Here is a 22842-nt window from a genome sequence, read left to right as displayed (position 1 = left end):
GAAACTCCTAGTATAAGTGCGATAAGTAAACTCATGATTATCCCCCTCTGTTTGCAATATTCTTTTCCTTCTTATTAGTTGTAGTATATCATACGCAAAACAGAATTTTCAAAAAAAGTTCAATAAATGTTCAAAGAATATTGGAAAATACACTTGATAAAGTGGAATTGTGATTGGAGAGGTTATTTATATACAAACGAAAGCAATAAATCATTTTAGTAGATAAAAAACCAGGCTTACTTCATTTTAATGAAATAAGCCTGTTCCATAGGAGGATGTATATATGTAGAGTGAATAAAAGGTTGGAAAAGGGGGTCCAAGCCCTTTTATTCAACTAACTACCTTAATAAATTGGAACCCAGCCTTCTGTTGTAACAAAAATGCGAATAGCTACAACTTGGCGATCATCTTGCAAGGTAAAATAGTGTCTTGCATTTTCAGGTACAGATATAAGATCACCAGGCTCAAGTTCAACGTCAAAGAATCGACCATCTTTTCCTTCAATAGCGAAGATGCCATGACCGCTGACAATAAAGCGAACTTCATCGTCAGTATGATGGTGTTCTTTTTGAAAATTAATTAATAATTCGTCAAGGTTAGGTGTGCTATTTGAAAGTGAAATCACATCATATGCTTTATAACCACGACGATCTGAAACATCAGCAATTTCTTTTGAAAACAACGTTAATATTTCAGCTTTGTTTTCATCTGTTAAGGAGTAATTTTCTTTTAAATGAGTAGGAAGTTTAGAAATATTCCATTTCTCATATAAAACATCTTCTCCCTGCAAAAAGCTTGATACTTCTACTTCATTTTCAATACGAGTATTTTCCTCATGAATACGAATTTGCGCCATTAGAAACGCCTCCTTGAATTGATAATAATTTTATATGAAATTGGAATAAAAACTCATAAGCTTCTAATCTTTTTTTTGCATCAAAGCTATCACGGCCCCATACGGTAATGCCATGGTTTCGAATTAATACTGCTCCTGAATCTCCTTGTATATGCTTTCGAAATTTCTCTCCAAGCGTTGGGATATGAGCATCATTTTCGATAATAGGAATGTTAATCGTTGCACCTTCTTCCCAAATATCAAGAGCTTTAATAATCTCTTGATTTTGAAGGGTGACTTTATCACTATACAAATTTGTGATGACATTATTATCAGTTGTATGAACATGAAGTACGCACCCGGCATTCGTACTGTTATAAATATGTGTATGCAATATTGTTTCTGCTGAAGGGCGTAACTCAGTTTCTAAAACGGGAACTCCTTGATGATTTACTAATAGAAAATCATCTGGAGTGGTTTTTGTTTTATCTTTGCCACTTGCTGTAATAAGAAAAGTAAGGGGATCATGACTGACTTTTATAGAAATATTTCCACTCGTTGCTGGAAACCAATTCCGAGTTGCTAATTCTTTTTTTATTTCACTTAAGTCATACCATTGACGAAAAAGTTGTTTCATGATTTCACCTCCAACAAATGTTGTAATTCGACTTGAATATCGTGAAATGTGTTAAAGGATGTATAAGCAATATGATTTTCTTCACATTTTGTAATAAGGAAGTCACGGGCGAATACTTTATCTGCTTGTTTTGCTGCTTGTAAATCAGTAATGGAATCTCCTATCACAATATGAAAATCATCTTTAGAGCTTAGTTTACGAATTAATGATGATTTACAGAGACCGCAACTATGCTGACATTGCTCGTCACAAGGGTGCGGCCATTTAACTTCAACAAATTCTCCTGAAAAGTCAGTTGCATTACAATAAATTTGTTCTTTAGGGATTATTTCTTGTAAGAGTGGATAGACGAAGAAATCCATTCCACCTGATATAACGTAAAAGGAAATGTTATTTTCATTAATAAATTGTATGAATTCATGAAAACCTGTACGTATTTCAGCAGTTTCTTGTAAAAACTGAATAATATCATCGTGTAGATTAATAGGTATTAATCGGAATAATTGAGAAACACCTTCTTGAATAGAAAGTTCTTGCGATAAAATTTTTTGCTTAATTTCCTCTGCTTCTGGTGGTGCGAATTTTTTCATAATGGACATGATATTATCGTTATTTGTAATCGTACCATCGAAATCACAAAATACTTGAATACTCATAATTTCACCTCATGAGAAGGATTTCCCCATATTTGTAGTGCGCTATGCAAATTTATTTCATCCACTTCATGGAGTGGTTTACCTTGTAAAGTAGCTTCAATTGCAGCGCGGAAAGCTTTGCCACCACCTTGAGCTCCATTTGGATGCCCATGAATCCCGCCGCCGGCATTAATAACGACATCCTTACCAAAATCTCGTAGAATAAAGGGAACGAAACCAGGATGAATTCCAGCAGATGGAACAGAAAAACTTTTCTTGAAATAGTGGTCTTCCTCAGTTAATGCTTCTGTAATGAGAAGAGCTTCCTCTTTTTCTAATGCAACGTTGCCGTATGGTGATGGGAATAAAGAGAAATCAGCACCAGCGTAACGTAGTAATTTTCCAAGTAGTAATAGAGAAGAGAACCCGTATAGTTTCGATGACGAATAAGCGCCACTTACAGCTGGGTGTGCCATAATAGGAATTGGAATTTCATCGTCTTCTACAAGTGATTGCAGTACATCTAATCCATAAGAAAATACATTAAATAAAAGAATGTCTGCTCCAGCTACCACCGCACGTTTCGCGTTCTCTTTTAAATCATAAGTTCGCCCTGTTAAATTTACTGCGTATAAAGTTTTATGTCCGTAAGTTTCGTATACAGATTGTAAAACTTCTTTCCCAGATTCAATTCTTTTTGTAAGTGGTGTTAATGAGTTTTCAAATAAAATTTCATCATCTTTTACAATATCTACGCCTCCAATTGCCTGATCGCGTAGTTGAGTTTTTAAATATCCAATATTCCGTCCTATCATCCCTTTGAAAATACTCATTAGAAGAGGGCGATCTTGAACTTGTAAAAGGTTTCGGATGCCTTCAATTCCAAATTTCGGTCCAGGGAACTGTTTCTTTAATTCGTCTGAGAATGTTAAATCAATTAGTTTAATTTCCCCATCTAACGAAAGTTTTCCAAATGTTGTTGTCAAAATGGCTGGTAAGTCTGGGCTGAAGTTCAGCGATGGATAATGAATTTTAATGATTCCACGTGATACTTTTTTGCCAAGATAAGAGTTAATATGTTCTTGTTCGTCTAACTCTTCAATATGAATGACATTGCCTTTATGTTGTTTTAATTGTTCTTGTAATAAGTGTGGTAAATGAGTCCATGAACCAATTGTTAAACCAATTGCAATTTGTTCCGCTTTCTTTTCTAAGTTGTGAGAATCATCGTGGATTAAATATGTCGCTATAATTCCGCTCATTGTTATAACCTCCTAGTTAAATAAAAAAACCTCTCAGCTAAGGAGAGGTTTTTTTACAACCAGCTCCTTATCTGTCAGCGTAACGCTGCGAGAATTAGCACCGTGTCTACAATTGTAGATCGGTTGCCGGGTTTCGTCGGGCTCGTCCCTCCACCTGCTCTTGATAAGAAGTATTTAGAAATGTTTAAATTTTTAAGATAACTGAATTTTGTCAGATATTTTTTATGTTGTCAATGACTTTTTGAAAAAATTTAATTTATCAATTCGATTAATTGCTTCTCGTAATCTATCTTCTGTATGCAAGAGACCAACACGGACATACCCTTCGCCGTTCTCACCAAATCCAACACCAGGAGCAACTGCAACGTGTGCTTTTTCTAGTAAAATATCAGAAAATTCCTCAGATGTATATCCTTCTGGTACAGGAAGCCATGCAAAGAATGATCCTGTTGGAATGTTTACATTCCAACCAATTGAGTGACAAGCTGAAATAAGAGCGTTTCTCCGAGATTCATAACTATTAACAAGTTCTACCACACAGGACTGCGAGCCTAATAGTGCTTCGCGGGCAGCATCTTGAACTGCACCAAAAATACTAACATACATATGATCTTGTAATAGGTTAATTGTTTCGATGACACTTTCATTCCCCACTGCAAAAGCAATACGCCATCCAGCCATATTGAAAGTTTTCGATAAAGTGTAAATTTCAATTCCTGTATCTTTGGCACCGTCTGCTTGCAAGAAACTAACAGGCTTTTGACCATCAAATCCGATAGCACCGTAAGCAAAATCATGAACAACTAATATGTTATGTTTATTAGCAAAATGAATGGTTTTATCAAAGAATTCTTTTGATGCTGTAGCACCGGTAGGGTTATTTGGATAGTTTAAAAACATTAACTTCGCTCGCTGGGCAACAGAGTCATCAATTTTTGTATAATCCGGTAAAAAATTATTTTCTGCAATAAGCGGCATTGTTTCAAAGTGCGCTTTTGCTAAAGAAACTCCGGATAAATAATCTGGATAGCCTGGATCAGGAACCAGAATGGTATCACCAGGGTTTGTAAAACAAATTGGTAATTCTACTAATCCAGCTTTTCCACCAAACAAAATAGCAACTTCAGTTTTTGGATTTACTACTACATCATATTCACGCTGATAGAAGGCTGCTACGGCTTCTTTTAGGCTTTCGTGTCCGCGAAATGGCGGATATTTATGATGAATGCTCTTTTCGGCAGCATCTTGTAAAGCTTTTACGATATGCTGCGGTGTTGGTTGATCTGGATTACCTTGACCTAGATTAATAACATCGTGACCAGCTGCAACGACTTTGTTAACTTTTGCAACAAGTGAAGCGAAAAATTGTGTTGGCAATGATGTTACTACTTTGGAAGGTTGAAATAATTTCATACTTTCCACCTCTTTTGAAAGTTGTTACAATTCTAGTGACAAATGATATAATCTTTCCAGTATTTTGTAAAGAAAAAATTAAGAATGGGGCGGACAAAATGAAAGTCGCATGTATTCAAATGGATATTATCTTTGGAGATGTAGAAAAAAATATTGAGAATGCTAAAAGTAAAATAAACGAGGCGATGAAGGAAAGACCAGATATTATCGTCTTACCAGAATTATGGACAACAGGATATGATTTAACAAGGCTTTCTGAGATTGCAGATAGGGATGGATTGAAAACGAAAGAAATGTTGAAAGAATGGTCGAAACAATATGGTGTACATATTGTTGGTGGTTCCATAGCAAAGCAAACAGAGCAAGGTGTTACAAATACGATGTATGTTGTAAGCCGCGAAGGACAGCTAGTAAATGAATATAGTAAAGTGCATTTATTTCAGCTTATGGATGAACATAAATATTTAGTAGCGGGTAATGGTACGGGTGAATTTACGCTAGATGATGTAGAGTGCGCTGGCACAATTTGTTATGATATTCGTTTTCCGGAGTGGATGCGTGTTCATACTGCTAAAGGTGCAAAAGTTTTATTTGTTGTAGCAGAATGGCCATTAGTACGTTTAGCGCATTGGCGTTTGCTTTTACAGGCGAGAGCAGTTGAAAACCAGTGTTATGTTGTAGCATGTAATAGAGCCGGAAAGGATCCGAATAATGAGTTTGCAGGTCATTCTTTAATTGTGGATCCTTGGGGAGAAGTTGTAGTAGAGGCAGATGAAGAGGAATCTATTTTATTTGGGGAGCTGAAATTAGAAAAGATTAAAGAAGTTCGTAAAGGAATTCCAGTTTTTGCAGATCGCCGCCCAGAATTATATAAATAAAATATTGACAAGTGATTTTTATTCTTGGTATATTCTTCATCATAAAGTTAAAAATTCGAAAAAATTATACAACTCTTATCAAGAGCAGGTGGAGGGATTTGGCCCGATGAAGCCCAGCAACCGACCGTAATACCATTGTGAAATGGGGCGTTTATTACGCCAAAAGGCACGGTGCTAATTCCAGCAGAAAGTAAACTTTCTGGCAGATAAGAGGGGAGAAGATAAACTTCAAACCTCTTTCTTCGTGGAAAGAGGTTTTTCTGTGCTAGAAAAACCTCTGAATTAAAAGGGGGAGAAGACGATGGGATATTATTCATTAACAGAAGAAACAGCTGTACACTACGCAAAAGAACATGGATACTTTGAAAAGAAAGCGAATGTAATCTGCCATGAAATTGGAGATGGCAATTTAAATTATGTATTCAAATTAGATGATGGAGAGAAGACAATTATAATAAAACAAGCACTTCCATATGCGAAAGTAGTTGGCGAGAGCTGGCCATTGTCAATAAAAAGAGCAACGATTGAAAGTAAAGCACTGCAAATTTTTGCGAAGTATGTACCGGAATACGTTCCAGAAGTATACAGTCATGATGAGGAGTTGGCAGTGACAGTAATAGAAGATTTATCAAGACTAACGATTACAAGAAAAGGATTAATAGATGGAGAAGAGTATCCTCTTCTATCCCAGCATATTGGTCGCTTTCTAGCACATGTTTTATTTTATACTTCAGATTTCGGCGTACGTTCAGAAGAGAAAAGAGTGTTAGATAGTGAATTTGTTAATCCAGATCTTAGTAAAATAACAGAAGATTTAGTGTTTACAGATCCGTTTGGTCATTATGATACGAATGATTATGAGCCAGAGTTACAACTAACGGTTGATGAACTGTGGAGTGACAAAACTTTAAAATTAAAAGTAGCACAGTATAAGTATAAGTTTTTAACGAGAAAAGAAGCGCTCATTCATGGGGATTTACATACTGGTAGTATATTTTCATCGCCTTCTGAAACGAAAGTAATTGATCCAGAATTTGCAACGTACGGTCCATTTGGATTTGATCTTGGTCAATTTATTGCAAATTTATTATTAAATGCGTTATCGCGTGAAGAGGAAAAAAGAATTGTGCTATTTTTCCATATCGAGAAAACATGGAGTTATTTTGTAGAAGCTTTTACAAAGCTATGGATTGGAGAAGGTGTAGAAGTATATACGAAAGAGAAACAATGGTTACCAATTATTTTGCGAAATATTTTTAGTGATATTGTTGGATTTGCTGGATGTGAACTTATTCGTAGAACAATTGGTCTAGCACACGTAGCAGATTTAGATGAAATATCAGATAAAGAAAGAAGAATTCAAGCTAAAAAACAAGCACTTTATTTAGGAAGAGAACTATTAAAATATGAATCAAAGAGTGCAGATATACAACTGTTCCGAACATTATTTCAACATACAATTTCAGGAGGCGTAAAGGCATGAGTACAATCATTACTGTTCCGAGATCAGTAAGTTGGAAAGGAGATGCCATTGCGGTATTAAACCAAACAAAGTTGCCACATGTCACTGAATACAAAACATTAACGAATGTTGAAGATGTATGGAAAAGTATCATTATGTTAGAAGTACGCGGAGCACCTGCAATTGGAATTGTAGCTGCGTTTGGTTTGGCGCTTGCGGCAAAGAAATACGATGCTACAAATATCGATGAATTTCAAAAGAAGTTTAATAGAGATTGTAACTATTTAGGGACATCACGCCCGACGGCAGTCAATTTATTTTGGGCAATTGATCGCATGAGAGAAGCTATACGAGGGATTGCTACAATAAAAGAAGCACAAAAAATATTAGAAGAAGCACTTCGTATTCAGCAAGAGGATGAAAAGGTATGCCGAAGTATTGGAGAACATGCTTTAACATGTTTTAAAGACGGTGATAAAATTTTAACAATTTGTAACGCTGGAAGTATTGCAACTGCTAGATATGGAACAGCATTAGCCCCATTTTATATTGGGAAAGAGAAGGGCGTGCGTTTACATGCGTATGCGTGTGAAACGAGACCGGTTTTACAAGGTGGTCGTTTAACGACATGGGAATTGAAGCAAGCAGACATTGATGTAACGCTTATTACGGATAATACTGCAGCACATGCAATTCGAACGAAAGAAATTAATGCGATTATCGTAGGGGCAGATCGAATCGTTGAAAACGGTGATACTGCTAATAAAATAGGAACATTAAATTTAGCTATATTAGCAAAGTATTTCGGTATCCCATTTTACGTTGCAGCTCCGTTATCTACGTTTGATATTACGAAACAAACAGGTGCTGAAATTGTTATTGAAGAAAGAGATGAAACAGAAGTTACGAAAATTTTTGGGAAACAAGTGGCGCCAATTGGAACGCCTGTATTTAACCCTGCATTTGATGTAACACCGCATGAATTAATTACAGGAATTATAACTGAGAAAGGTATTTTACGTGGAGATTATAAGCAAGAAATTACATCATTATTTGAAAAAACAAGCTAATCACAAATAGCTTGTTTTTTTATGCCTAAGATTCTCTGTTCCTCTTATTTATGTAATGAAGGGAGGAGAGAAGGATGGAAGAGTGGATCTCGATGATAGGTAATGTGGGGTTTCCAATTGTTGTAACAATATATTTACTACATCGTATTGAAAGCAAATTAGACGGAGTAATTGTTGCAATTGAGAAACTCCCTCAACAATTACTAAAGTATGAAGATCCTCGCGATAGAAAGTAAAATAAAGTTTGCTCTTTGTGAGCAAACTTTATTTTTTATTGAGCAGTATATCCACCATCAATAACGACAGCTTGACCAGTAATGCCTTTTGTTTTTTCACTCGCTAAAAACATAGCATAATCAGCAATTTCTTGTACTTGTAATAAGCGCTTTTGTGGTACAAGTGGATAAATAACATCTTCTAAAACATTTTCAAGTGGTACATTTCGTGTAGTAGCTAAATCCTCTAGTTGATTACGTACAAGAGGGGTATCGACATAACCAGGACAAAGGGCATTTACAGTAATACCATGGGTAGCACCTTCTAAGGCCGCAACTTTTGTTAATCCAATTACGCCATGTTTTGCACTATTGTAGGCAGCTTTTCCAGCGAATCCGACAAGACCGTTAATAGAAGCGACGTTAATAATCCGGCCATATTTTTGTTTTTTCATAATGGGAAAAGCATGTTTGATGGCGATAAATGGAGCGATTTGCATAATTTTAATAAGAAGCTCGAATTTCTCAGTTGGAAAATCTTCAATCGGTGAAACATGTTGCATTCCTGCATTGTTAATTAATACATCTAATGAACCGAAATGACTAACTGTTTGAGAAAGTGCTGTTGTAATTTCTTCTTCGGATGTAACGTCACATTTTAAACCGATAGCTTGAAATCCTTCCTTTTGTAATTGTTCAGCAGCTTCTTTTGCACGATCTTCAAGGCGATCACTAATGACAACTTTCGCACCTTCTTTTGCAAAAGCACTACCCATTTCATAACCAATACCGCTCGCAGCACCTGTTAAAAAGACAACTCGATTTGTAACCATGATGAAAAACACTCCTTCATAATAAAAGTTCTCTTATTGCTCTATTTAGAGAGGTGATAATGAAATTCCTGCAAACATTTGGAAAAATATATTTAGCTATCTTGTTTTGCAAAATAGTCTCTGCTATACTATTTTGTAAAGCAAGATACTTATGTTTATCTATCTTGTAAAACAAGATAGTGGGAGGATTTGAATTATGTCGACAAGTCAAATGCTAAAAGGGATTTTAGAAGGTTGCCTCCTTGCTATTATTTCTGAAGGTGAAATATATGGTTATGAAATGAGTGAAAAACTAGCGAAATATGGTTTCACAATGGCAAGTGAGGGGAGTATTTATCCGTTATTAATACGAATGCAAAAGGAAGGATTAATAACAAGTGTAATGAAGGAATCTCCATCTGGCCCAAAGCGAAAATACTATACATTAACAGAAAAAGGCGAAGAAGCACTAGTTGAATTTATGGATCGCTGGGAAGCGATGCAAAGTAGTGTAGAGCGTTTACTTGAAGGGAAGGGGAGAAAAAAATAATGCTATCAAATGAATCGCGAAATTTTTTATTGGATATGAGATTGTTTTTGACGGCAAAGAGTGTGAAAGAAAGTGATATTGAAAGCTTTTTAGAAGATGCAGAGTTGCATTTAATAGAAGGTGAGAGTGAAGGGAAAAGTGTAGAAGATATTTTCGGAAGCTCACCGAAAGAATATGCAAATGAACTTGTAAAAGTAATGGGAAGGGATAGACAGGAAACGTGAAAGCAAATTGGGTTTACGGTAATGAATATCGTTTCGTTTTGGATTATTGCTTCTATTCTAGTAGTCAATAATGGCCTTCTACAGATTTCTCTGATTCAATGTGTTGGATATAGTTTTACTTTGATTCTAGCTATTATTGGTCCGAATGTTTTAATTCGTAAAATGACCTTTTTAACGAGTTTTACAAAAACATGGTTTTCTATGTGGTTTTTAGTCATGATAGCGCCAATGTTTCTGTTAGGAGCAGTTACGATATTAGATGTGATATATCCTACAATGATGTTTACGTTCACTCTAGTTCAAAGTTGTATAATGGCTGGGATAATTTTTGTCATTACTGTAGTTATAAATCTGTATTTTGAAGGATGGTTTAAAAACTTATATTTAATTATTCCGCTTTCTATTATGTTAGTGTTTAAAACATTTACATCGGAAGATCTCGTGCCAATGTTATTTCAAGTTATGTGTTTATACGGAAGTTTATTTATTTTAATTTTCGTTGAAATTATGATGAAGACGAATAGAAGAGAAACGGTTAAATAAGGGAGGGGTTATAATGAAGGTTTCTAAAGAAGGGGAAAAGTTTTTAATCGATACGAAAGTGTATTTAATAACGAAGGGGATTAAAGAAGAAGACGTGGACGCTTTTCTCGAAGATGCAGAACTTCATTTAATAGAAGGTAAGAAAAAGGGGAAGACGGTAAGTGATATATTTGGTGACTCACCAAAAGAGTATGCAGAAGAATTAGCGAATGAGATGGAGAAGGATAAAAGCGGGGGTATAAAAAGTATTTTAGGAATGATTATTGGTATTGGTGGATATTGGTTACTTACAAATATTTTATTTGAAAGCCCAAATCATGAATTTATATTAACGAATGTGCAGTTGATTGGATATCCTATCGTCTTAATAATTACGATTATTGGAACAATTATTGCGTTTAGAATGTCTTCTTTTAAAAGTAAGTTAGTAGAGTTTGGTATTATTTACATAATAGTAATGGTTCCTATTCTATTACTAGTGTTATTAATGTTTATGAATAAATGGTATGGGACACCTGTATTGCAATTAACTACTATGCAAAGTTATATACTAGCTGGAATTGTCTTATTAGTATTGTTAATTGGGGAAGCGTACATACTTGGCTGGATTGGAATATTAGCTGTCATTATACCGCTAATAATTATGTTTGTATTTAAAGAGTTAGGAAAGAAAAACCTGTATTGGGGAATGTTAGAGCCTTTACTTCTGTACGGTAGTTTATACGTATTAATGAGATGGTCTTTAAAAAATGAAGAGAGAAAAAGTGTAAACTAGAAGAATACATGATGAATATTTTAATACTTTATTAGATGATACATCAGGATATGTTTTGTTTTTCGGTTTAATAGGAAAAGGGCTGCTCTGGATATGCAAAAAAGTATTTCCAAAGAAATATTATATAGGGATTTTTAGGGGGATTACGCTTATCTTTAGTTGTATGTTTTTATTTCTCGCAGCCGGTATTTGGTTTGTTGATTGGAATATGTTGTTTTAAACAGTAACAATATCGTTACTGTTTTTTTCTTTGTAATAAAGTGCTTTGTAAAGAGAGCGCTTTTTGTTCATTTGTTAATAATGAATTGATGTGAACTTGATCAGGACGAGGGACTATAGGGTACATAAGGTTTGAGGGAGAAGGGTGGTGTTCAGAACCAGTTGGAGAGTGGGGATCTGCGTGCGTAAGTTTTCCATGAATTCGTCTTGTAAATAAAATATGACCAATTTCGTGAGCGAGGGTGTATATATTTTTCATTGGAGCAGCTGAGTTTGTTAGAACGATGTAACCAGTAAGTTGTTGTTGTTTCGCTAGAGAGTAAGCGCAAGCGATTACTGCGGTTTCTTTGAAATAATCACTGCCAATATAACAAATATAAAGGTCACATTCAGGAGATTCGTTAACACAAGTTTGAAAAAAGGATGATAATTTTTCCTGACTTTGAATGGAGTTTTTATAACTAATTTCCCGATTAGAAAAACGGAAAAGTTCGTTTAGTACAATTACTTCTTTAATTTGAAATGTAATGGGATGCCAAATTGATTCTGCAACTGCTAAATCTTTTGCAATACGGTCGTCAGAAATATCGGCGCCTGGAGTAATGCAAACACATATATTAACGTATGAATCCATAAGGAACACCTCAAATGAAAAAATTCTTTCTATAATATATGTGGGGAAAGATTCTATGTATGGATAAACGCCTTGTTTATCGCACGAATATATATAATACAAGTCGAAAAAATTTCATAGTTCTATAACGTAGTATGGTCATCTTTTTGATATAGTAAAGAAAAGGGGGAGAATATATGTATACATTAAAAATCGTTTCAGACAGAGAAGCTCTTTATCAATTTGCGAGCTATGTAAGAGTTGTGCAAGGGGTTGAAGATGTATATGTAGAGGTGGGAGAACCTTTATATGAACATCCATTAATGAAGTTTTATGTACATATTACAATTGAAGAAACATATGATCAGCATAAAGCGTTACAAGAAATAGCTAGATTAGTAGAATTAGGGCGTTTTACGTATGTCCATTATCGCAATGAGGAAATTGAAGAAGCTTTTGAAGCTGTAAAATACGAAAGTTTTAAGAAATAAAGTGAAACTTTAATCAGTGGGGGTTTTGTCCATCCCGCACTGATTATTAGTTGAACCAATCGGGCTTTTACGGGCAGCCCGACCTCCGCCTAACTTCTTTGCTTTCGCTGAATTTTGAGGTAGGGGTCTTACTGCCCGCAAATAGCGGGATAACGGTAAAAAAAGGAAGCGGAAGCTTCCTTTTTTATTGAAAATTACAGCAACAAAAGGAAGAGAATTTTGTTATGATAAGGAAGGGTGAGGAAAGGAGAGTTTACATATTGGGGTATATTGAAGAGTTACGCAAAGTAGTTGGTACGAGACCACTTATTTTAGTAGGATCAGCAATTATTATATTAAATGATAATCAAGAAGTATTGCTTCAATATCGTTCAGATACATATGATTGGGGTGTGCCTGGCGGGGCAATGGAACTGGGAGAAACGACAGAAGAAACTGCTCGTAGAGAATTATTCGAGGAGACGGGGTTAAGTGCAAAAATAATGCAATTTCTTGGTGTTCTTTCAGGAAAGGAAGTTTATTTCCGTTATCCAAATGGAGATGAAATTTTTAATGTGATTCATCTGTATCAGGCACATCATGTAAGCGGAGAATTAAAGCTCGATCATGAAGGGTTACAACTTCAATATTTTCCAGTAGATAAGTTACCGAAATTGAATGAAACGACAGAGAAGATATTACAAAAATTCCTATACGCGTTGACAGAATAGAAGGTGAATTCCTTCTATTTTTATTATATTAAATATTTTGATTTTTTGGTATGTTTATAGTATGATAACTGTAGACATACATCTTATGGAATTCCATCTAAAAATTTACTAGGGTACATAAGAGAGGGGCAAGTACAAAATGCATAATGTTGTCATTACAGCTGCAGTTCGTTCACCAATTGGAACTTTCGGAGGAGCACTAAAAAATATAACACCAGTAGAATTAGCTGTTCCTGTACTTCAGGAAGCTGTAAAAAGAGGCGGAGTAGAGCCACATGAAGTTGATGAAGTAATTTTAGGTCATTGTATTCAAAGAACTGATGAAGCAAATACGGCAAGAACAGCTGCATTAGCGGCAGGATTTCCTGACACAGTTACTGGTTATACAATTCAACGTCAATGTTCTTCAGGTATGCAAGCAATTATGTCTGCTGCAATGCAAATCCAATTAGGTGTAAGTGATATTGTTGTTGCAGGTGGAGTAGAAGCAATGAGCTCGAGCCCTTATGCATTAAAACAACACCGCTGGGGACAACGTCTACAGCACGGAGAAATTCGTGATACGGTGTGGGAAGTTTTAGAAGATCCGATTCACCATATTATGATGGGTGAAACAGCGGAAAATTTAGTTGAACAATATGAAATTACAAGAGAGGAACAAGATGAAGTTGCGCTTCGTAGTCATACATTAGCGCTGCAAGCGATTGAGTCTGGATACTTTGACGACCAAATTGTTCCTATTACAATAAAAGAACGTAGAAAAGAAGTTGTATTTGCAAAGGATGAACATCCACGTGCAGATATTACAGCTGAAAAATTAGCAGGATTAAAACCAGCTTTCCGTAAAGACGGATCAGTAACTGCAGGGAATTCATCTGGTCTTAATGACGGAAGTGCAGTTTTAGTATTAATGAGTGAGGAAAAAGCGAAAGAAAAAGGTTTACAACCGTTAGCTCGAATTGTTGGATATTCAGTAGCGGGAGTAGATCCGAAAATTATGGGTATTGGACCAGCACCAGCAATTCGCAAAGGATTAGAAAAAGTAGATTGGTCATTAGAAGATGCAGATTTACTTGAAATTAATGAAGCTTTCGCTGCACAATACCTAGCTGTAGAGAAAGAGTTAGGGTTAGACCGTGAGAAAGTGAATGTAAACGGTAGTGGTGTAGGACTTGGACATCCAATTGGTTGTACGGGAGCTCGTATTACGGTAAGTTTAATTCACGAATTAAAAAGACGTGGATTAGAGAAAGGTATTGCCTCTCTATGCGTTGGAGGCGGTATTGGAGTAGCTTTATTTATAGAAGCATTATAAAAAAGAGGCAGCGATTGCTGCCTCTTTTTTTATGACTCAAATAAGTGATGAAATAATCGATCGCGATTTTCAAAGAAAAGTTTCGTCGTTTGGTAATGCTCTGTTTCTTCTAATGTCGATTCGTGAATTCCTTCTTGAGTTAAAGAGTATATAGTAGATTCAGGATAAGCCATTAGAATGGGAGAATGGGTTGCGATAACAAATTGTGAACCTTGTTCAGCTAGCTCGTGCATGCGAATGAGCATTGAAAGTTGCCTCATCGGTGATAAAGCTGCCTCAGGCTCATCTAAAATATATAAACCTTGTCCTGAAAAGCGGTTCATAAATAATGAGAAGAATGATTCTCCATGGGATTGTTTGTGTAGTGAGATACCACCATAGGAATTAATAATTTTTTCCCCAAGTCCTTCTCGATCGTTATCCATTTCATCAATGTAAGAAGCAACATTATAAAATGATTCAGCACGTAGAAAAAAGCCGTCTTTTGGGGTATTAAAACTTTTTGAAATACGAAGGCATTCATGTAAAGATGAATGTGAATCGTACGTGTTAAAACGGAAGTTCTTCGTTCCACCTTCTGCATTAAAACCTAAAGCAACTGCAATAGCTTCGAGTAATGTTGATTTACCTGTTCCGTTTTCTCCAATAATGAATGTTACATTCGGGTGGAAAACGAGTGATTGTAATGTTCGAATGGCGGGTAAACAGTATGGATATGCGGAAAAGCTAGGGATATTTTCTTTTTGTAATGAGACGCTTTTTAAAAAGGGTGTTTCAATCAATATATAAACCTCAATTCATAAAGGATTTTGTTTCTAAAAAAGCAGCGAATACAAGTGTAAGACAGCTTGCTAATAAAGTGAAACTTTAATCAGTGGGGGTTTTGTTCATCTCCCACCTAACTTCTTTGTTCTAGCCAAATTTTGAGGTGGGAGTCTTACTGCCCGTTAATGCGGGATAAAGTTATATATTGAAGTGCACAAAAACCAAGGCCTTCCCAGCCGAAAGACATTCTCTTCCATATAAAAATGAAAAGAACACTTATAAAGCCAACGAGAGCAGGCATATATTTTATAATTTTTAAGTGCTTCCATAGAAAGAAGCCGATGTATGTACTTAAAAACAAGATAAACAGAACAAGAAAAAAGACTAGTGTTAACGACACAGGAACTCCTCCTTATTTTCTGAATATTTCATGTGGATTATAACATTTAAACTATCATATTCCAATGTGAAAATAAATATTGCATAGAGATTGTTCATATCGTTATGATAATATGTATTCTATTGGAAATATGAAAAGGAGTTAAATATGCCATTTACATTCGCGCATCCAGCAGCTGTTCTCCCTTTTGCTAAGAAACATTCTAGTTATATTTCAGTGACGGCTCTTATATTAGGTAGTATGGCACCTGATTTTGAATATTTTTTACATTTTAGGCCATACGGTATTATTGGCCATACATGGGCTGGTTTCTTATATTTGAATTTACCACTCGTTTTTTTATTAGCATATGCATATCATCGTATTTTAAAAGGACCGTTTATAACACATCTACCTAAGCCGTTTGCTACGTACTATAAATATATAGCTGATGAAAAGTGGGGGCTTTATACATGGAAAGATATTTTTGTATTTTGCTATTCTGCTTTATTCGGTATGGTGACGCATGTAGTTTGGGATGCTTTTACCCATAAGACAGGCTATTTTGTTATGAAATTACCGCTGTTACAGCAAGAAGTATATAGTATTCCAATTTATAAATTTTTACAGCATGGGAGTACTTGTTTTGGTCTACTATTACTAGTATATATACTATGGAAATATAGAAGAAGAATGGATAGAGATACTAGTTTAACTTCGGAAAAAAAGAAATATTGGGCTTCATCCATCGTTGTGGCAGCCACTATATTTATCGTTCACGCGTTATTAGACCCCTATTTTCATATTTTCCAAATAGGAGGTATAATAGTATCTGGACTGACAAGTTCGTTTTGTGGACTTCTCATTGTTTCTATAGTTTACAAAACAAGGGACTAATATAATTTTAATGAATGATAGTGTTAGGAGAAATTAAATGATGAAAGCATGGAAAAGTATTTTTGTTTTATGTAGTTTTCTTCTTATGTTAAGTGGTTGCTTCCATCAAGAAGAAAAGAAGGCAGAACCTAAAAAGAAAGAATCTATTCCTGAAACAAAAGAGTATGGTGGGCGTGAGCTTAAAAAAGTAGGGCAAAAGGTGAAAGAAAAAGGATGGGGGACTTTTGAATTAGAACAGATTCATTCTGTGAATCAGACATTTGAAGTAGCCCCAATGAAAATTCACGTACAAGACGTTAAAGTTATCTCATTATCACAAATGAGCAAAGATGCAAAAAATACATTGAAAGTGTATACTGCATTAACTCCTGAAGAAGTAAAGCGTAGATTGGGAGATAAAGTGAGTCAAGAAGATGCTGAATTATATGCATCGTTAAGTGGAACAGAGATTAGCGATACGATTCGGTATGTTGAAATTACATATAAGGTAGAAAATAGTGGGAATAAGAACATGCAATTTTTCTCTATGAATGATGTTATTATTAATGACAAACAGCATTTTAATGTAGCGACTCAAAACTTTTTATATGAAGAAGACACACTTGTAGGCACAAAGAGTGCATCAAGGGAAGATTATAAGCCTGGTGAGACACGAGAAGGAATTATCGGTTTAATACTCGATGATGGAAAAGAGAAGGTAAAGGATATTAAGTTTACAACAGATGATTTAGCAGCGGGAGATACTCATGAAGCTGTTAAAGAGCCACAAACTTTCAATATCTCATTTTCTAAGTAAGGTGTGTATTTAAACGAAAACAGTCAGCATAAAAAGTTATGCTGACTGTTTTTTTAGCTCTTTCACATATGAATCTACACTTTGAAAAGGAACTGTAATTTTAAAAGCATCTTTTTGCTCGTTAAATTGTTTTTCATTATAAGGACCAAATCGTTTATTATGCTTTACATCGATAATCCAATAATGTTCACTTTTTTTATTTGTAATTGCTGCGTCAGGATTATTTGGATCTGATTTTTCCTCAATTTGTTTTGTGATAATGTATTTATCGTCCCAAGCAATTTCTGTAATTTTTGCAGGGATGTATTGTGTAGCATATACAGCATCCTGCGATGGGAAAAGTTCAAATGCATCCCCAGAAGTATGGATGAGTTCGTATTCATCGTTAATTGTATAGGTTAAATGGTTTGTATTGCCTGTGCAACCTGCTAATAAGAGTGCGGCAAATAGGATTATCCATCTTTTCAATATGGGAACCTCCTTTACAATGCTGTTGTAACACATTGTACAAGAAAAGTAAGCGAAACGCCAGTTTACAATGTTTTTTAGAAGTGGTACGATGAAACGGGTAAAGAAGGATATGAAGGAGTCGACACAAAATGAAGTTAAAGATGCATCGTCCAGCGCTTGTAATGAATCGCATAGGTGCTTCCCTTATTGACATGTTTTTAATCTCGGTTACGTACGGTGCAGTAGTAGCTATTATTACCGGAAACTATAGTGCTATTTTCAATCGTTTTAATATAAGTTTAGGTGACTATAGATATGACCTTACACTTGTTTTCGTATTAATGGCTATAAATTTTATTGTGTTACCTTTTCTTTGGAACGGTTCTACACTTGGTAAAAAGGTAACAAGAACAAAAATAATCTCGTTAACAAGTGAAAAACTAACGTTACAAACATTAATAATACGATTTTTTGTATTACTATTACCAAGCATATTATTACTTGGAGTTCCATTAATATGCAATGTATATATGATGTTATTCCGCAAAGATAATTGTGGCTTCCATGATTTAATTGCAAAGACGAAAGTGATGAGTCTTGTATAAGTAATATTTAGATTATACGTGTTACTAATGAAATAAGACTTTTTATTGTTTGTATATAAAAAGTCTTATTTTTAATTTCGTGAAAAATGTCATCATTCTCTTGTTTTTTTGAAAAATTCGATAAATGGAATTGATATAGGGCGGATATCTCCTATATAGTACCCTCCATATTATTGATGGATGTTTAAAGAAGCGGTAGCTAATTCAAACATCCTATTTTCGTTTTAAATAGATTGAAAATTAAGAGAATGATATAATGGATATAAATAATATCGTTATATAACAAAGGGGGATTTAGAATGACGGGAGGTAGCTTAATTTTTTGGGGAATTCTTATTTTTATCGGTTTAACCTTTGATCAATATAATAATAGTAAGAAAAAAGAAGGAGTAAAAAAGTAATCGGTTACAATTTGTAACGTTAACTTTTCCTGCTTGCAGACTAATCTAATAAAGGAGTATACTGAATGACGGTAAGACTTATAGAAGGGGTAATGAAAATGAAGCTTGCAGGAAAAGTTGCCATTGTAACTGGCGGTGGCATCGGTATTGGACGTAGTACAGCTCTTTTGTTGGCTCAGCAAGGCGCAAAAGTAATTGTGACGGACATTGATCAAGAAAGTGGACAAGCAACAGTGGAGGAAATTACGGATCTAGGCGGAGAGGCACTTTTTGTATCCTATGATATGGGAAAGCAAGGAGAGTGGCAACGCGTTATCAGTTTTGCGATGGAAGCATACAGTCGTATTGATATGCTTTTTCAAAATGCTGGTTTATATAAAATAGATTCTATATTTTCTCACCAACAAGAGAACGATTCCAATGCACTTTGTATTAATGACGTTTGGATAGAGATAAAACAATTAACGTCATCTTTTATGAAACAGCAAGAAGAAGTGGTGCTCAGTGACTTACCGATTTTCGGTATTATTAGCACGAAAGGACAATCATTTCATACAATAGAAGCCCTAGTATAATAATGAAAAACCGCCCTCAATATATATGTGGACGGTTTTTTTGTGCTTGTTTTAATTCATCCTAATTTCTTATTGTATAAGTAGTAACTATACAGAATACAAGGGATTTCGAACTCGCTTTTTTCTTTTTTTAATTTAGTATGGGGCAGGAAGAGGGTTTGACCGTTATTATGCATGGCTGGATGCTCTCTGCTACTAAAAAAAGAAGGTTTTGTATTTTGCATTCATATTTAGCGAATGCGTTGTTCAGTTTGGCTATCAAAGAAATGTACTTTATTAATATCAAATGCAAGGTTAATTTGGTCACCATGCGCAAAAGTATGTCTTGCATCAACTCGTGCTGCAAAATCTTGATTTCCAAGTTTCATATATAAAATAGATTCAGCACCTAACAATTCTGCAACTTCGATTTTTGTTGTGAAAGTAGTAGATTGTGAAGCTTCTAAAAATAATAGTTCATCATGAATATCTTCAGGACGAATACCTAAAACGATTTCTTTATTTACATAGCCTTGTTCACGTAATAATTTCATTTTTCCTTCAGATACTTTAATCTTTATTGCATTGTCTATAACGAAATCAGTTTCAGTTAATTTACCACGGAAGAAATTCATTGCTGGTGAGCCGATAAATCCACCAACGAAAATGTTTTCGGGTGTTTCATATACTTCTTTTGGAGTTCCAATTTGTTGAATCTTTCCGTCTTTCATAACAACAAGACGTGAAGCCATTGTCATTGCCTCTGTTTGATCATGTGTTACATAAATTGTTGTCGTTCCAAGGCGGTGGTGTAATTTAGAGATTTCTGAGCGCATTGCAACACGTAGTTTTGCATCTAAGTTTGATAATGGTTCATCCATTAAGAAAACTTTTGCGTCTCGAACGATGGCTCTACCTAATGCAACACGTTGGCGTTGTCCACCTGATAATGCTTTCGGTTTTCGATTTAAATATTCTTCAAGCCCTAAAATTCGAGCTGCATCTTGCACACGGCGATCGATTTCATCTTTTGGTATTTTACGAAGTTTTAATCCAAATGCCATATTATCGTACACACTCATATGAGGATAAAGAGCGTAGTTTTGGAAGACCATTGCGATATCTCGATCTTTTGGAGGAACATCGTTCATTGGCTTACCATCAATTGAAAATTCTCCTTTTGAAATATCTTCAAGTCCAGCTACCATTCGTAATGTTGTAGATTTTCCGCAGCCAGAAGGACCAACGAATACGATAAATTCTTTATCTTGAATGTGTAAATTAAAATCTGTTACGGCTGTTACGTTATTATCATATATTTTATAAATGTTTTCTAATTTTAGTTCTGCCATGATATTTCCCCCTAGAAAAATTATGCAAACGTTTTCTTTGAGTTCATTATAAACGAATAGATTCAAAAAAGAAATAAAAAACACTATAAAAATAAAACGTTTTCATTTTTACTATGGATATATAGTAAGTTCCGTATGTTTTCTTAGAAAAAGAAGAATAAATATTGTAAGCGCTATTTTAAATTAGGATAGAATCTGTTATCATTCATTAATGAAAACGTTTGCGCCTTAAAAAAGAAGAATTAATTATAGATGAAATGGGGTAGCATAATGGAAAAACAATGGTGGAAAGAAAGTGTAGTATATCAAATTTATCCTCGTAGCTTTATGGATAGTAACGGTGATGGTATAGGTGATCTTCGTGGTATTATTTCAAAGCTAGATTATTTAAAAGAATTAGGTATTGATGTAATTTGGTTATCGCCAGTCTATGAATCTCCAAATGATGATAATGGTTACGATATAAGTGATTATTGTAAAATTATGAGTAAGTTCGGAACAATGGAAGATTGGGATAAACTATTACATGAAATGCATGAACGTAATATGAAACTTATGATGGACTTAGTTGTTAATCATACTTCCGATGAACATAATTGGTTTATTGAATCACGTAAATCGCAAGATAATAAATATAGAGACTATTATATATGGCGTCCTGGAAAAGAAGGAAAAGAGCCGAATAACTGGGGAGCCGCTTTTAGTGGATCTGCATGGCAGTATGATGAAATGACAGATGAATATTATTTACATCTATTTTCTAAAAAACAGCCAGATTTAAACTGGGATAATGAAAAGGTAAGACAAGATGTTTATGGAATGATGAAGTTTTGGTTAGAAAAAGGAATTGATGGGTTCCGTATGGATGTTATTAATTTTATTTCTAAAGAAGAAGGCTTACCAGCTGTTGAAACGGATGAAGAGGGATACGTTTCAGGTCATAAACATTTTATGAACGGCCCAAACATTCATAAATATCTGCATGAAATGAATGAAGAAGTATTATCTCATTATGACGTTATGACGGTTGGTGAAATGCCAGGTGTAACGACAGAAGAGGCTAAATTGTATACAGGAGAAGCTAGAAAAGAATTACAAATGGTATTCCAATTTGAACATATGGATTTAGATTCAGGAGAAGGTGGAAAATGGGATGTAAAACCATGCTCACTCCTTACTTTGAAACAAAATTTAACAAAATGGCAAAAGGCATTAGAACAAACAGGATGGAATAGTCTTTATTGGAATAACCATGATCAGCCTCGTGTTGTATCTCGTTTTGGTAATGATGGAACCTATCATACTGAATCAGCGAAAATGTTAGCGACAGTACTTCATATGATGAAGGGAACACCGTATATTTATCAAGGAGAAGAAATCGGAATGACTAATGTTCGATTTGAATCAATTGATGAATATCGAGATATTGAAACACTAAATATGTATAAAGAAAAAGTTATAGACCGTGGCGAAGATAAAGATAAAGTGATGCAATCTATTTATATAAAGGGTCGAGATAATGCTAGAACGCCGATGCAGTGGGATGATAAAGAGCATGCTGGATTCACAACGGGCGAGCCTTGGATTGCGGTAAATCCTAACTACAAAGAGATTAACGTGAAACAAGCAATCCAAGACGAGGAATCAATTTTTTATTACTATAAAAAATTGATTGAGTTACGCAAAAACAATGAAATAGTTGTGTATGGATCATATGATTTAATATTAGAAAATAACCCTTCTATTTTTGCTTATGTAAGAACATATGGAGAAGAAAAGCTTCTTGTGATTGCAAACTTCACTGCAGATGAATGTGTATTTGAATTGCCTGAAGATATTGTTTATAGCAAATCAGAGTTATTAATACACAATTATGACGTGGCAAATGGATCGATAGAAAACATGACACTACGTCCATATGAAGCGATGGTATATAAAGTGAAACTTTAATCTGTGGTGCATTTTCACTGATTATTAGCCCTCA

At 34.8% G+C, this 22842-nt stretch carries 27 protein-coding genes, 1 pseudogene and 2 riboswitches; of the genes and pseudogenes, 17 read left to right on the top strand and 11 right to left on the bottom strand.

The features are described 5' to 3' along the window. Positions 1–343: 343 nt before the first annotated feature. From MR071_RS08825 to MR071_RS08805, 5 genes are all read right to left on the bottom strand, one after another. Positions 344–856 (bottom strand): 1,2-dihydroxy-3-keto-5-methylthiopentene dioxygenase, encoded by a 513-nt coding sequence (locus MR071_RS08825; protein ID WP_105584654.1) that lies wholly within the window; start codon positions 854–856, stop codon positions 344–346. Further along, the gene (locus tag MR071_RS08820; RefSeq protein WP_242235723.1) at positions 834–1472 is read right to left on the bottom strand and encodes a methylthioribulose 1-phosphate dehydratase; all 639 of its coding nucleotides are present in this window, start codon (positions 1470–1472) and stop codon (positions 834–836) included. The genes MR071_RS08825 and MR071_RS08820 overlap by 23 nt, the downstream gene beginning before the upstream one ends. Beyond that, positions 1469–2128, bottom strand: a complete 660-nt coding sequence (locus MR071_RS08815) for a 2-hydroxy-3-keto-5-methylthiopentenyl-1-phosphate phosphatase (RefSeq protein WP_105584655.1) — start codon at positions 2126–2128, stop codon at positions 1469–1471. Before MR071_RS08815 ends, MR071_RS08820 begins: the two co-directional genes overlap by 4 nt. Continuing rightward, positions 2125–3369, bottom strand: coding sequence for a 2,3-diketo-5-methylthiopentyl-1-phosphate enolase (mtnW, locus tag MR071_RS08810; RefSeq protein ID WP_105584656.1), 1245 nt, complete (start codon positions 3367–3369; stop codon positions 2125–2127). The genes MR071_RS08815 and mtnW overlap by 4 nt, the downstream gene beginning before the upstream one ends. A 64-nt stretch (positions 3370–3433) precedes the next feature. Then, positions 3434–3539, bottom strand: a riboswitch (SAM riboswitch). Between the two features lie 52 nt (positions 3540–3591). Then, complete coding sequence (locus tag MR071_RS08805) at positions 3592–4782, bottom strand: pyridoxal phosphate-dependent aminotransferase (protein ID WP_242235722.1); 1191 nt, start codon at positions 4780–4782, stop codon at positions 3592–3594. 14 nt (positions 4783–4796) lie between these two features. On the opposite strand from MR071_RS08805, the gene MR071_RS08800 reads away from it, so the two are divergent. The 4 genes from MR071_RS08800 to MR071_RS08785 all read left to right on the top strand — a co-directional run bounded on the left by MR071_RS08800 (position 4797) and on the right by MR071_RS08785 (position 8428). Further along, on the top strand, positions 4797–5660 hold the full coding sequence (locus MR071_RS08800; protein ID WP_142395769.1) for a carbon-nitrogen family hydrolase: 864 nt from the start codon (positions 4797–4799) through the stop codon (positions 5658–5660). Between the two features lie 72 nt (positions 5661–5732). After that, positions 5733–5873: riboswitch (SAM riboswitch) on the top strand. Positions 5874–5961: 88 nt separating this feature from the next. Continuing rightward, on the top strand, positions 5962–7143 hold the full coding sequence (mtnK, locus tag MR071_RS08795; RefSeq protein ID WP_105584658.1) for an S-methyl-5-thioribose kinase: 1182 nt from the start codon (positions 5962–5964) through the stop codon (positions 7141–7143). After that, positions 7140–8192, top strand: coding sequence for an S-methyl-5-thioribose-1-phosphate isomerase (gene mtnA / locus MR071_RS08790; protein WP_242235720.1), 1053 nt, complete (start codon positions 7140–7142; stop codon positions 8190–8192). The genes mtnK and mtnA overlap by 4 nt, the downstream gene beginning before the upstream one ends. A 74-nt stretch (positions 8193–8266) precedes the next feature. After that, complete coding sequence (locus MR071_RS08785; RefSeq protein ID WP_219919914.1) at positions 8267–8428, top strand: YvrJ family protein; 162 nt, start codon at positions 8267–8269, stop codon at positions 8426–8428. Between the two features lie 35 nt (positions 8429–8463). Here MR071_RS08785 and MR071_RS08780 read toward each other — a convergent pair whose 3' ends face one another. Beyond that, complete coding sequence (locus MR071_RS08780) at positions 8464–9240, bottom strand: 3-hydroxybutyrate dehydrogenase (protein ID WP_105584660.1); 777 nt, start codon at positions 9238–9240, stop codon at positions 8464–8466. A gap of 196 nt (positions 9241–9436) precedes the next feature. On the opposite strand from MR071_RS08780, the gene MR071_RS08775 reads away from it, so the two are divergent. The 4 genes and pseudogenes from MR071_RS08775 (at position 9437) to MR071_RS08760 (ending at position 11531) form a co-directional block, all read left to right on the top strand. Next, complete coding sequence (locus MR071_RS08775; RefSeq protein ID WP_105584661.1) at positions 9437–9769, top strand: PadR family transcriptional regulator; 333 nt, start codon at positions 9437–9439, stop codon at positions 9767–9769. Beyond that, positions 9769–10536, top strand: a pseudogene (locus MR071_RS08770) (DUF1129 domain-containing protein). Before MR071_RS08775 ends, MR071_RS08770 begins: the two are co-directional and overlap by 1 nt. Positions 10537–10549: 13 nt before the next feature. Further along, positions 10550–11311 carry a DUF1129 domain-containing protein gene (locus tag MR071_RS08765; RefSeq protein ID WP_242235718.1) on the top strand — a complete coding sequence of 254 codons (762 nt, stop codon included), beginning with the start codon at positions 10550–10552 and terminating at the stop codon, positions 11309–11311. 4 nt (positions 11312–11315) lie between these two features. After that, a complete protein-coding gene (locus MR071_RS08760) occupies positions 11316–11531 on the top strand; it encodes a DNA-binding protein (RefSeq protein WP_105584662.1) in 216 nt (71 codons plus the stop codon). A 15-nt stretch (positions 11532–11546) separates the two neighbouring features. Here MR071_RS08760 and MR071_RS08755 read toward each other — a convergent pair whose 3' ends face one another. Then, complete coding sequence (locus tag MR071_RS08755) at positions 11547–12164, bottom strand: ImmA/IrrE family metallo-endopeptidase (protein WP_105584663.1); 618 nt, start codon at positions 12162–12164, stop codon at positions 11547–11549. Positions 12165–12340: 176 nt separating this feature from the next. Between MR071_RS08755 and MR071_RS08750 the strand changes: the two genes are divergently transcribed. From MR071_RS08750 to MR071_RS08740, 3 genes are all read left to right on the top strand, one after another. Next, positions 12341–12634, top strand: a complete 294-nt coding sequence (locus MR071_RS08750) for a DUF3928 family protein (protein WP_242235716.1) — start codon at positions 12341–12343, stop codon at positions 12632–12634. A gap of 260 nt (positions 12635–12894) precedes the next feature. Continuing rightward, on the top strand, positions 12895–13344 hold the full coding sequence (locus tag MR071_RS08745) for an NUDIX hydrolase (RefSeq protein ID WP_002145954.1): 450 nt from the start codon (positions 12895–12897) through the stop codon (positions 13342–13344). A gap of 139 nt (positions 13345–13483) precedes the next feature. Further along, positions 13484–14659, top strand: coding sequence for an acetyl-CoA C-acetyltransferase (locus MR071_RS08740; protein WP_105584666.1), 1176 nt, complete (start codon positions 13484–13486; stop codon positions 14657–14659). Positions 14660–14688: 29 nt separating this feature from the next. Here the strand turns inward: MR071_RS08740 and MR071_RS08735 are convergent, their stop codons facing one another. Beyond that, a complete protein-coding gene (locus tag MR071_RS08735) occupies positions 14689–15441 on the bottom strand; it encodes an AAA family ATPase (protein ID WP_105584667.1) in 753 nt (250 codons plus the stop codon). A 155-nt stretch (positions 15442–15596) separates the two neighbouring features. Then, a complete protein-coding gene (locus MR071_RS08730) occupies positions 15597–15824 on the bottom strand; it encodes a hypothetical protein (RefSeq protein WP_105584767.1) in 228 nt (75 codons plus the stop codon). Positions 15825–15971: 147 nt separating this feature from the next. Here MR071_RS08730 and MR071_RS08725 point away from each other — a divergent pair, with 147 nt between their 5' ends. After that, positions 15972–16700 carry a DUF4184 family protein gene (locus MR071_RS08725; protein WP_242235714.1) on the top strand — a complete coding sequence of 243 codons (729 nt, stop codon included), beginning with the start codon at positions 15972–15974 and terminating at the stop codon, positions 16698–16700. A 37-nt stretch (positions 16701–16737) separates the two neighbouring features. Continuing rightward, a complete protein-coding gene (locus MR071_RS08720) occupies positions 16738–17496 on the top strand; it encodes a hypothetical protein (protein WP_105584669.1) in 759 nt (252 codons plus the stop codon). Positions 17497–17532: 36 nt separating this feature from the next. Here the strand turns inward: MR071_RS08720 and MR071_RS08715 are convergent, their stop codons facing one another. Then, on the bottom strand, positions 17533–17964 hold the full coding sequence (locus MR071_RS08715) for a DUF3997 domain-containing protein (RefSeq protein WP_105584670.1): 432 nt from the start codon (positions 17962–17964) through the stop codon (positions 17533–17535). A 131-nt stretch (positions 17965–18095) separates the two neighbouring features. Between MR071_RS08715 and MR071_RS08710 the strand changes: the two genes are divergently transcribed. The 3 genes from MR071_RS08710 (at position 18096) to MR071_RS08700 (ending at position 19527) form a co-directional block, all read left to right on the top strand. Continuing rightward, the gene (locus MR071_RS08710; protein ID WP_242235712.1) at positions 18096–18551 is read left to right on the top strand and encodes an RDD family protein; all 456 of its coding nucleotides are present in this window, start codon (positions 18096–18098) and stop codon (positions 18549–18551) included. 299 nt (positions 18552–18850) lie between these two features. Further along, the gene (locus MR071_RS08705; protein ID WP_105584672.1) at positions 18851–18952 is read left to right on the top strand and encodes a flagellar motor protein; all 102 of its coding nucleotides are present in this window, start codon (positions 18851–18853) and stop codon (positions 18950–18952) included. Between the two features lie 65 nt (positions 18953–19017). Then, positions 19018–19527: an SDR family NAD(P)-dependent oxidoreductase gene (locus MR071_RS08700; protein WP_105584673.1), complete on the top strand. Its 510-nt coding sequence runs from the start codon at positions 19018–19020 to the stop codon at positions 19525–19527. A gap of 230 nt (positions 19528–19757) precedes the next feature. Here the strand turns inward: MR071_RS08700 and MR071_RS08695 are convergent, their stop codons facing one another. Beyond that, positions 19758–20858, bottom strand: coding sequence for an ABC transporter ATP-binding protein (locus tag MR071_RS08695; RefSeq protein ID WP_105584674.1), 1101 nt, complete (start codon positions 20856–20858; stop codon positions 19758–19760). 270 nt (positions 20859–21128) lie between these two features. On the opposite strand from MR071_RS08695, the gene MR071_RS08690 reads away from it, so the two are divergent. Then, positions 21129–22808: a glycoside hydrolase family 13 protein gene (locus MR071_RS08690; protein ID WP_242235710.1), complete on the top strand. Its 1680-nt coding sequence runs from the start codon at positions 21129–21131 to the stop codon at positions 22806–22808. Positions 22809–22842 lie beyond the last annotated feature (34 nt).

Source organism: Bacillus cereus group sp. BfR-BA-01316, from assembly GCF_022664195.1.
In the GTDB taxonomy this organism is placed as follows: domain Bacteria; phylum Bacillota; class Bacilli; order Bacillales; family Bacillaceae_G; genus Bacillus_A.
This window is presented reverse-complemented; position numbering and strand designations above follow the sequence as displayed.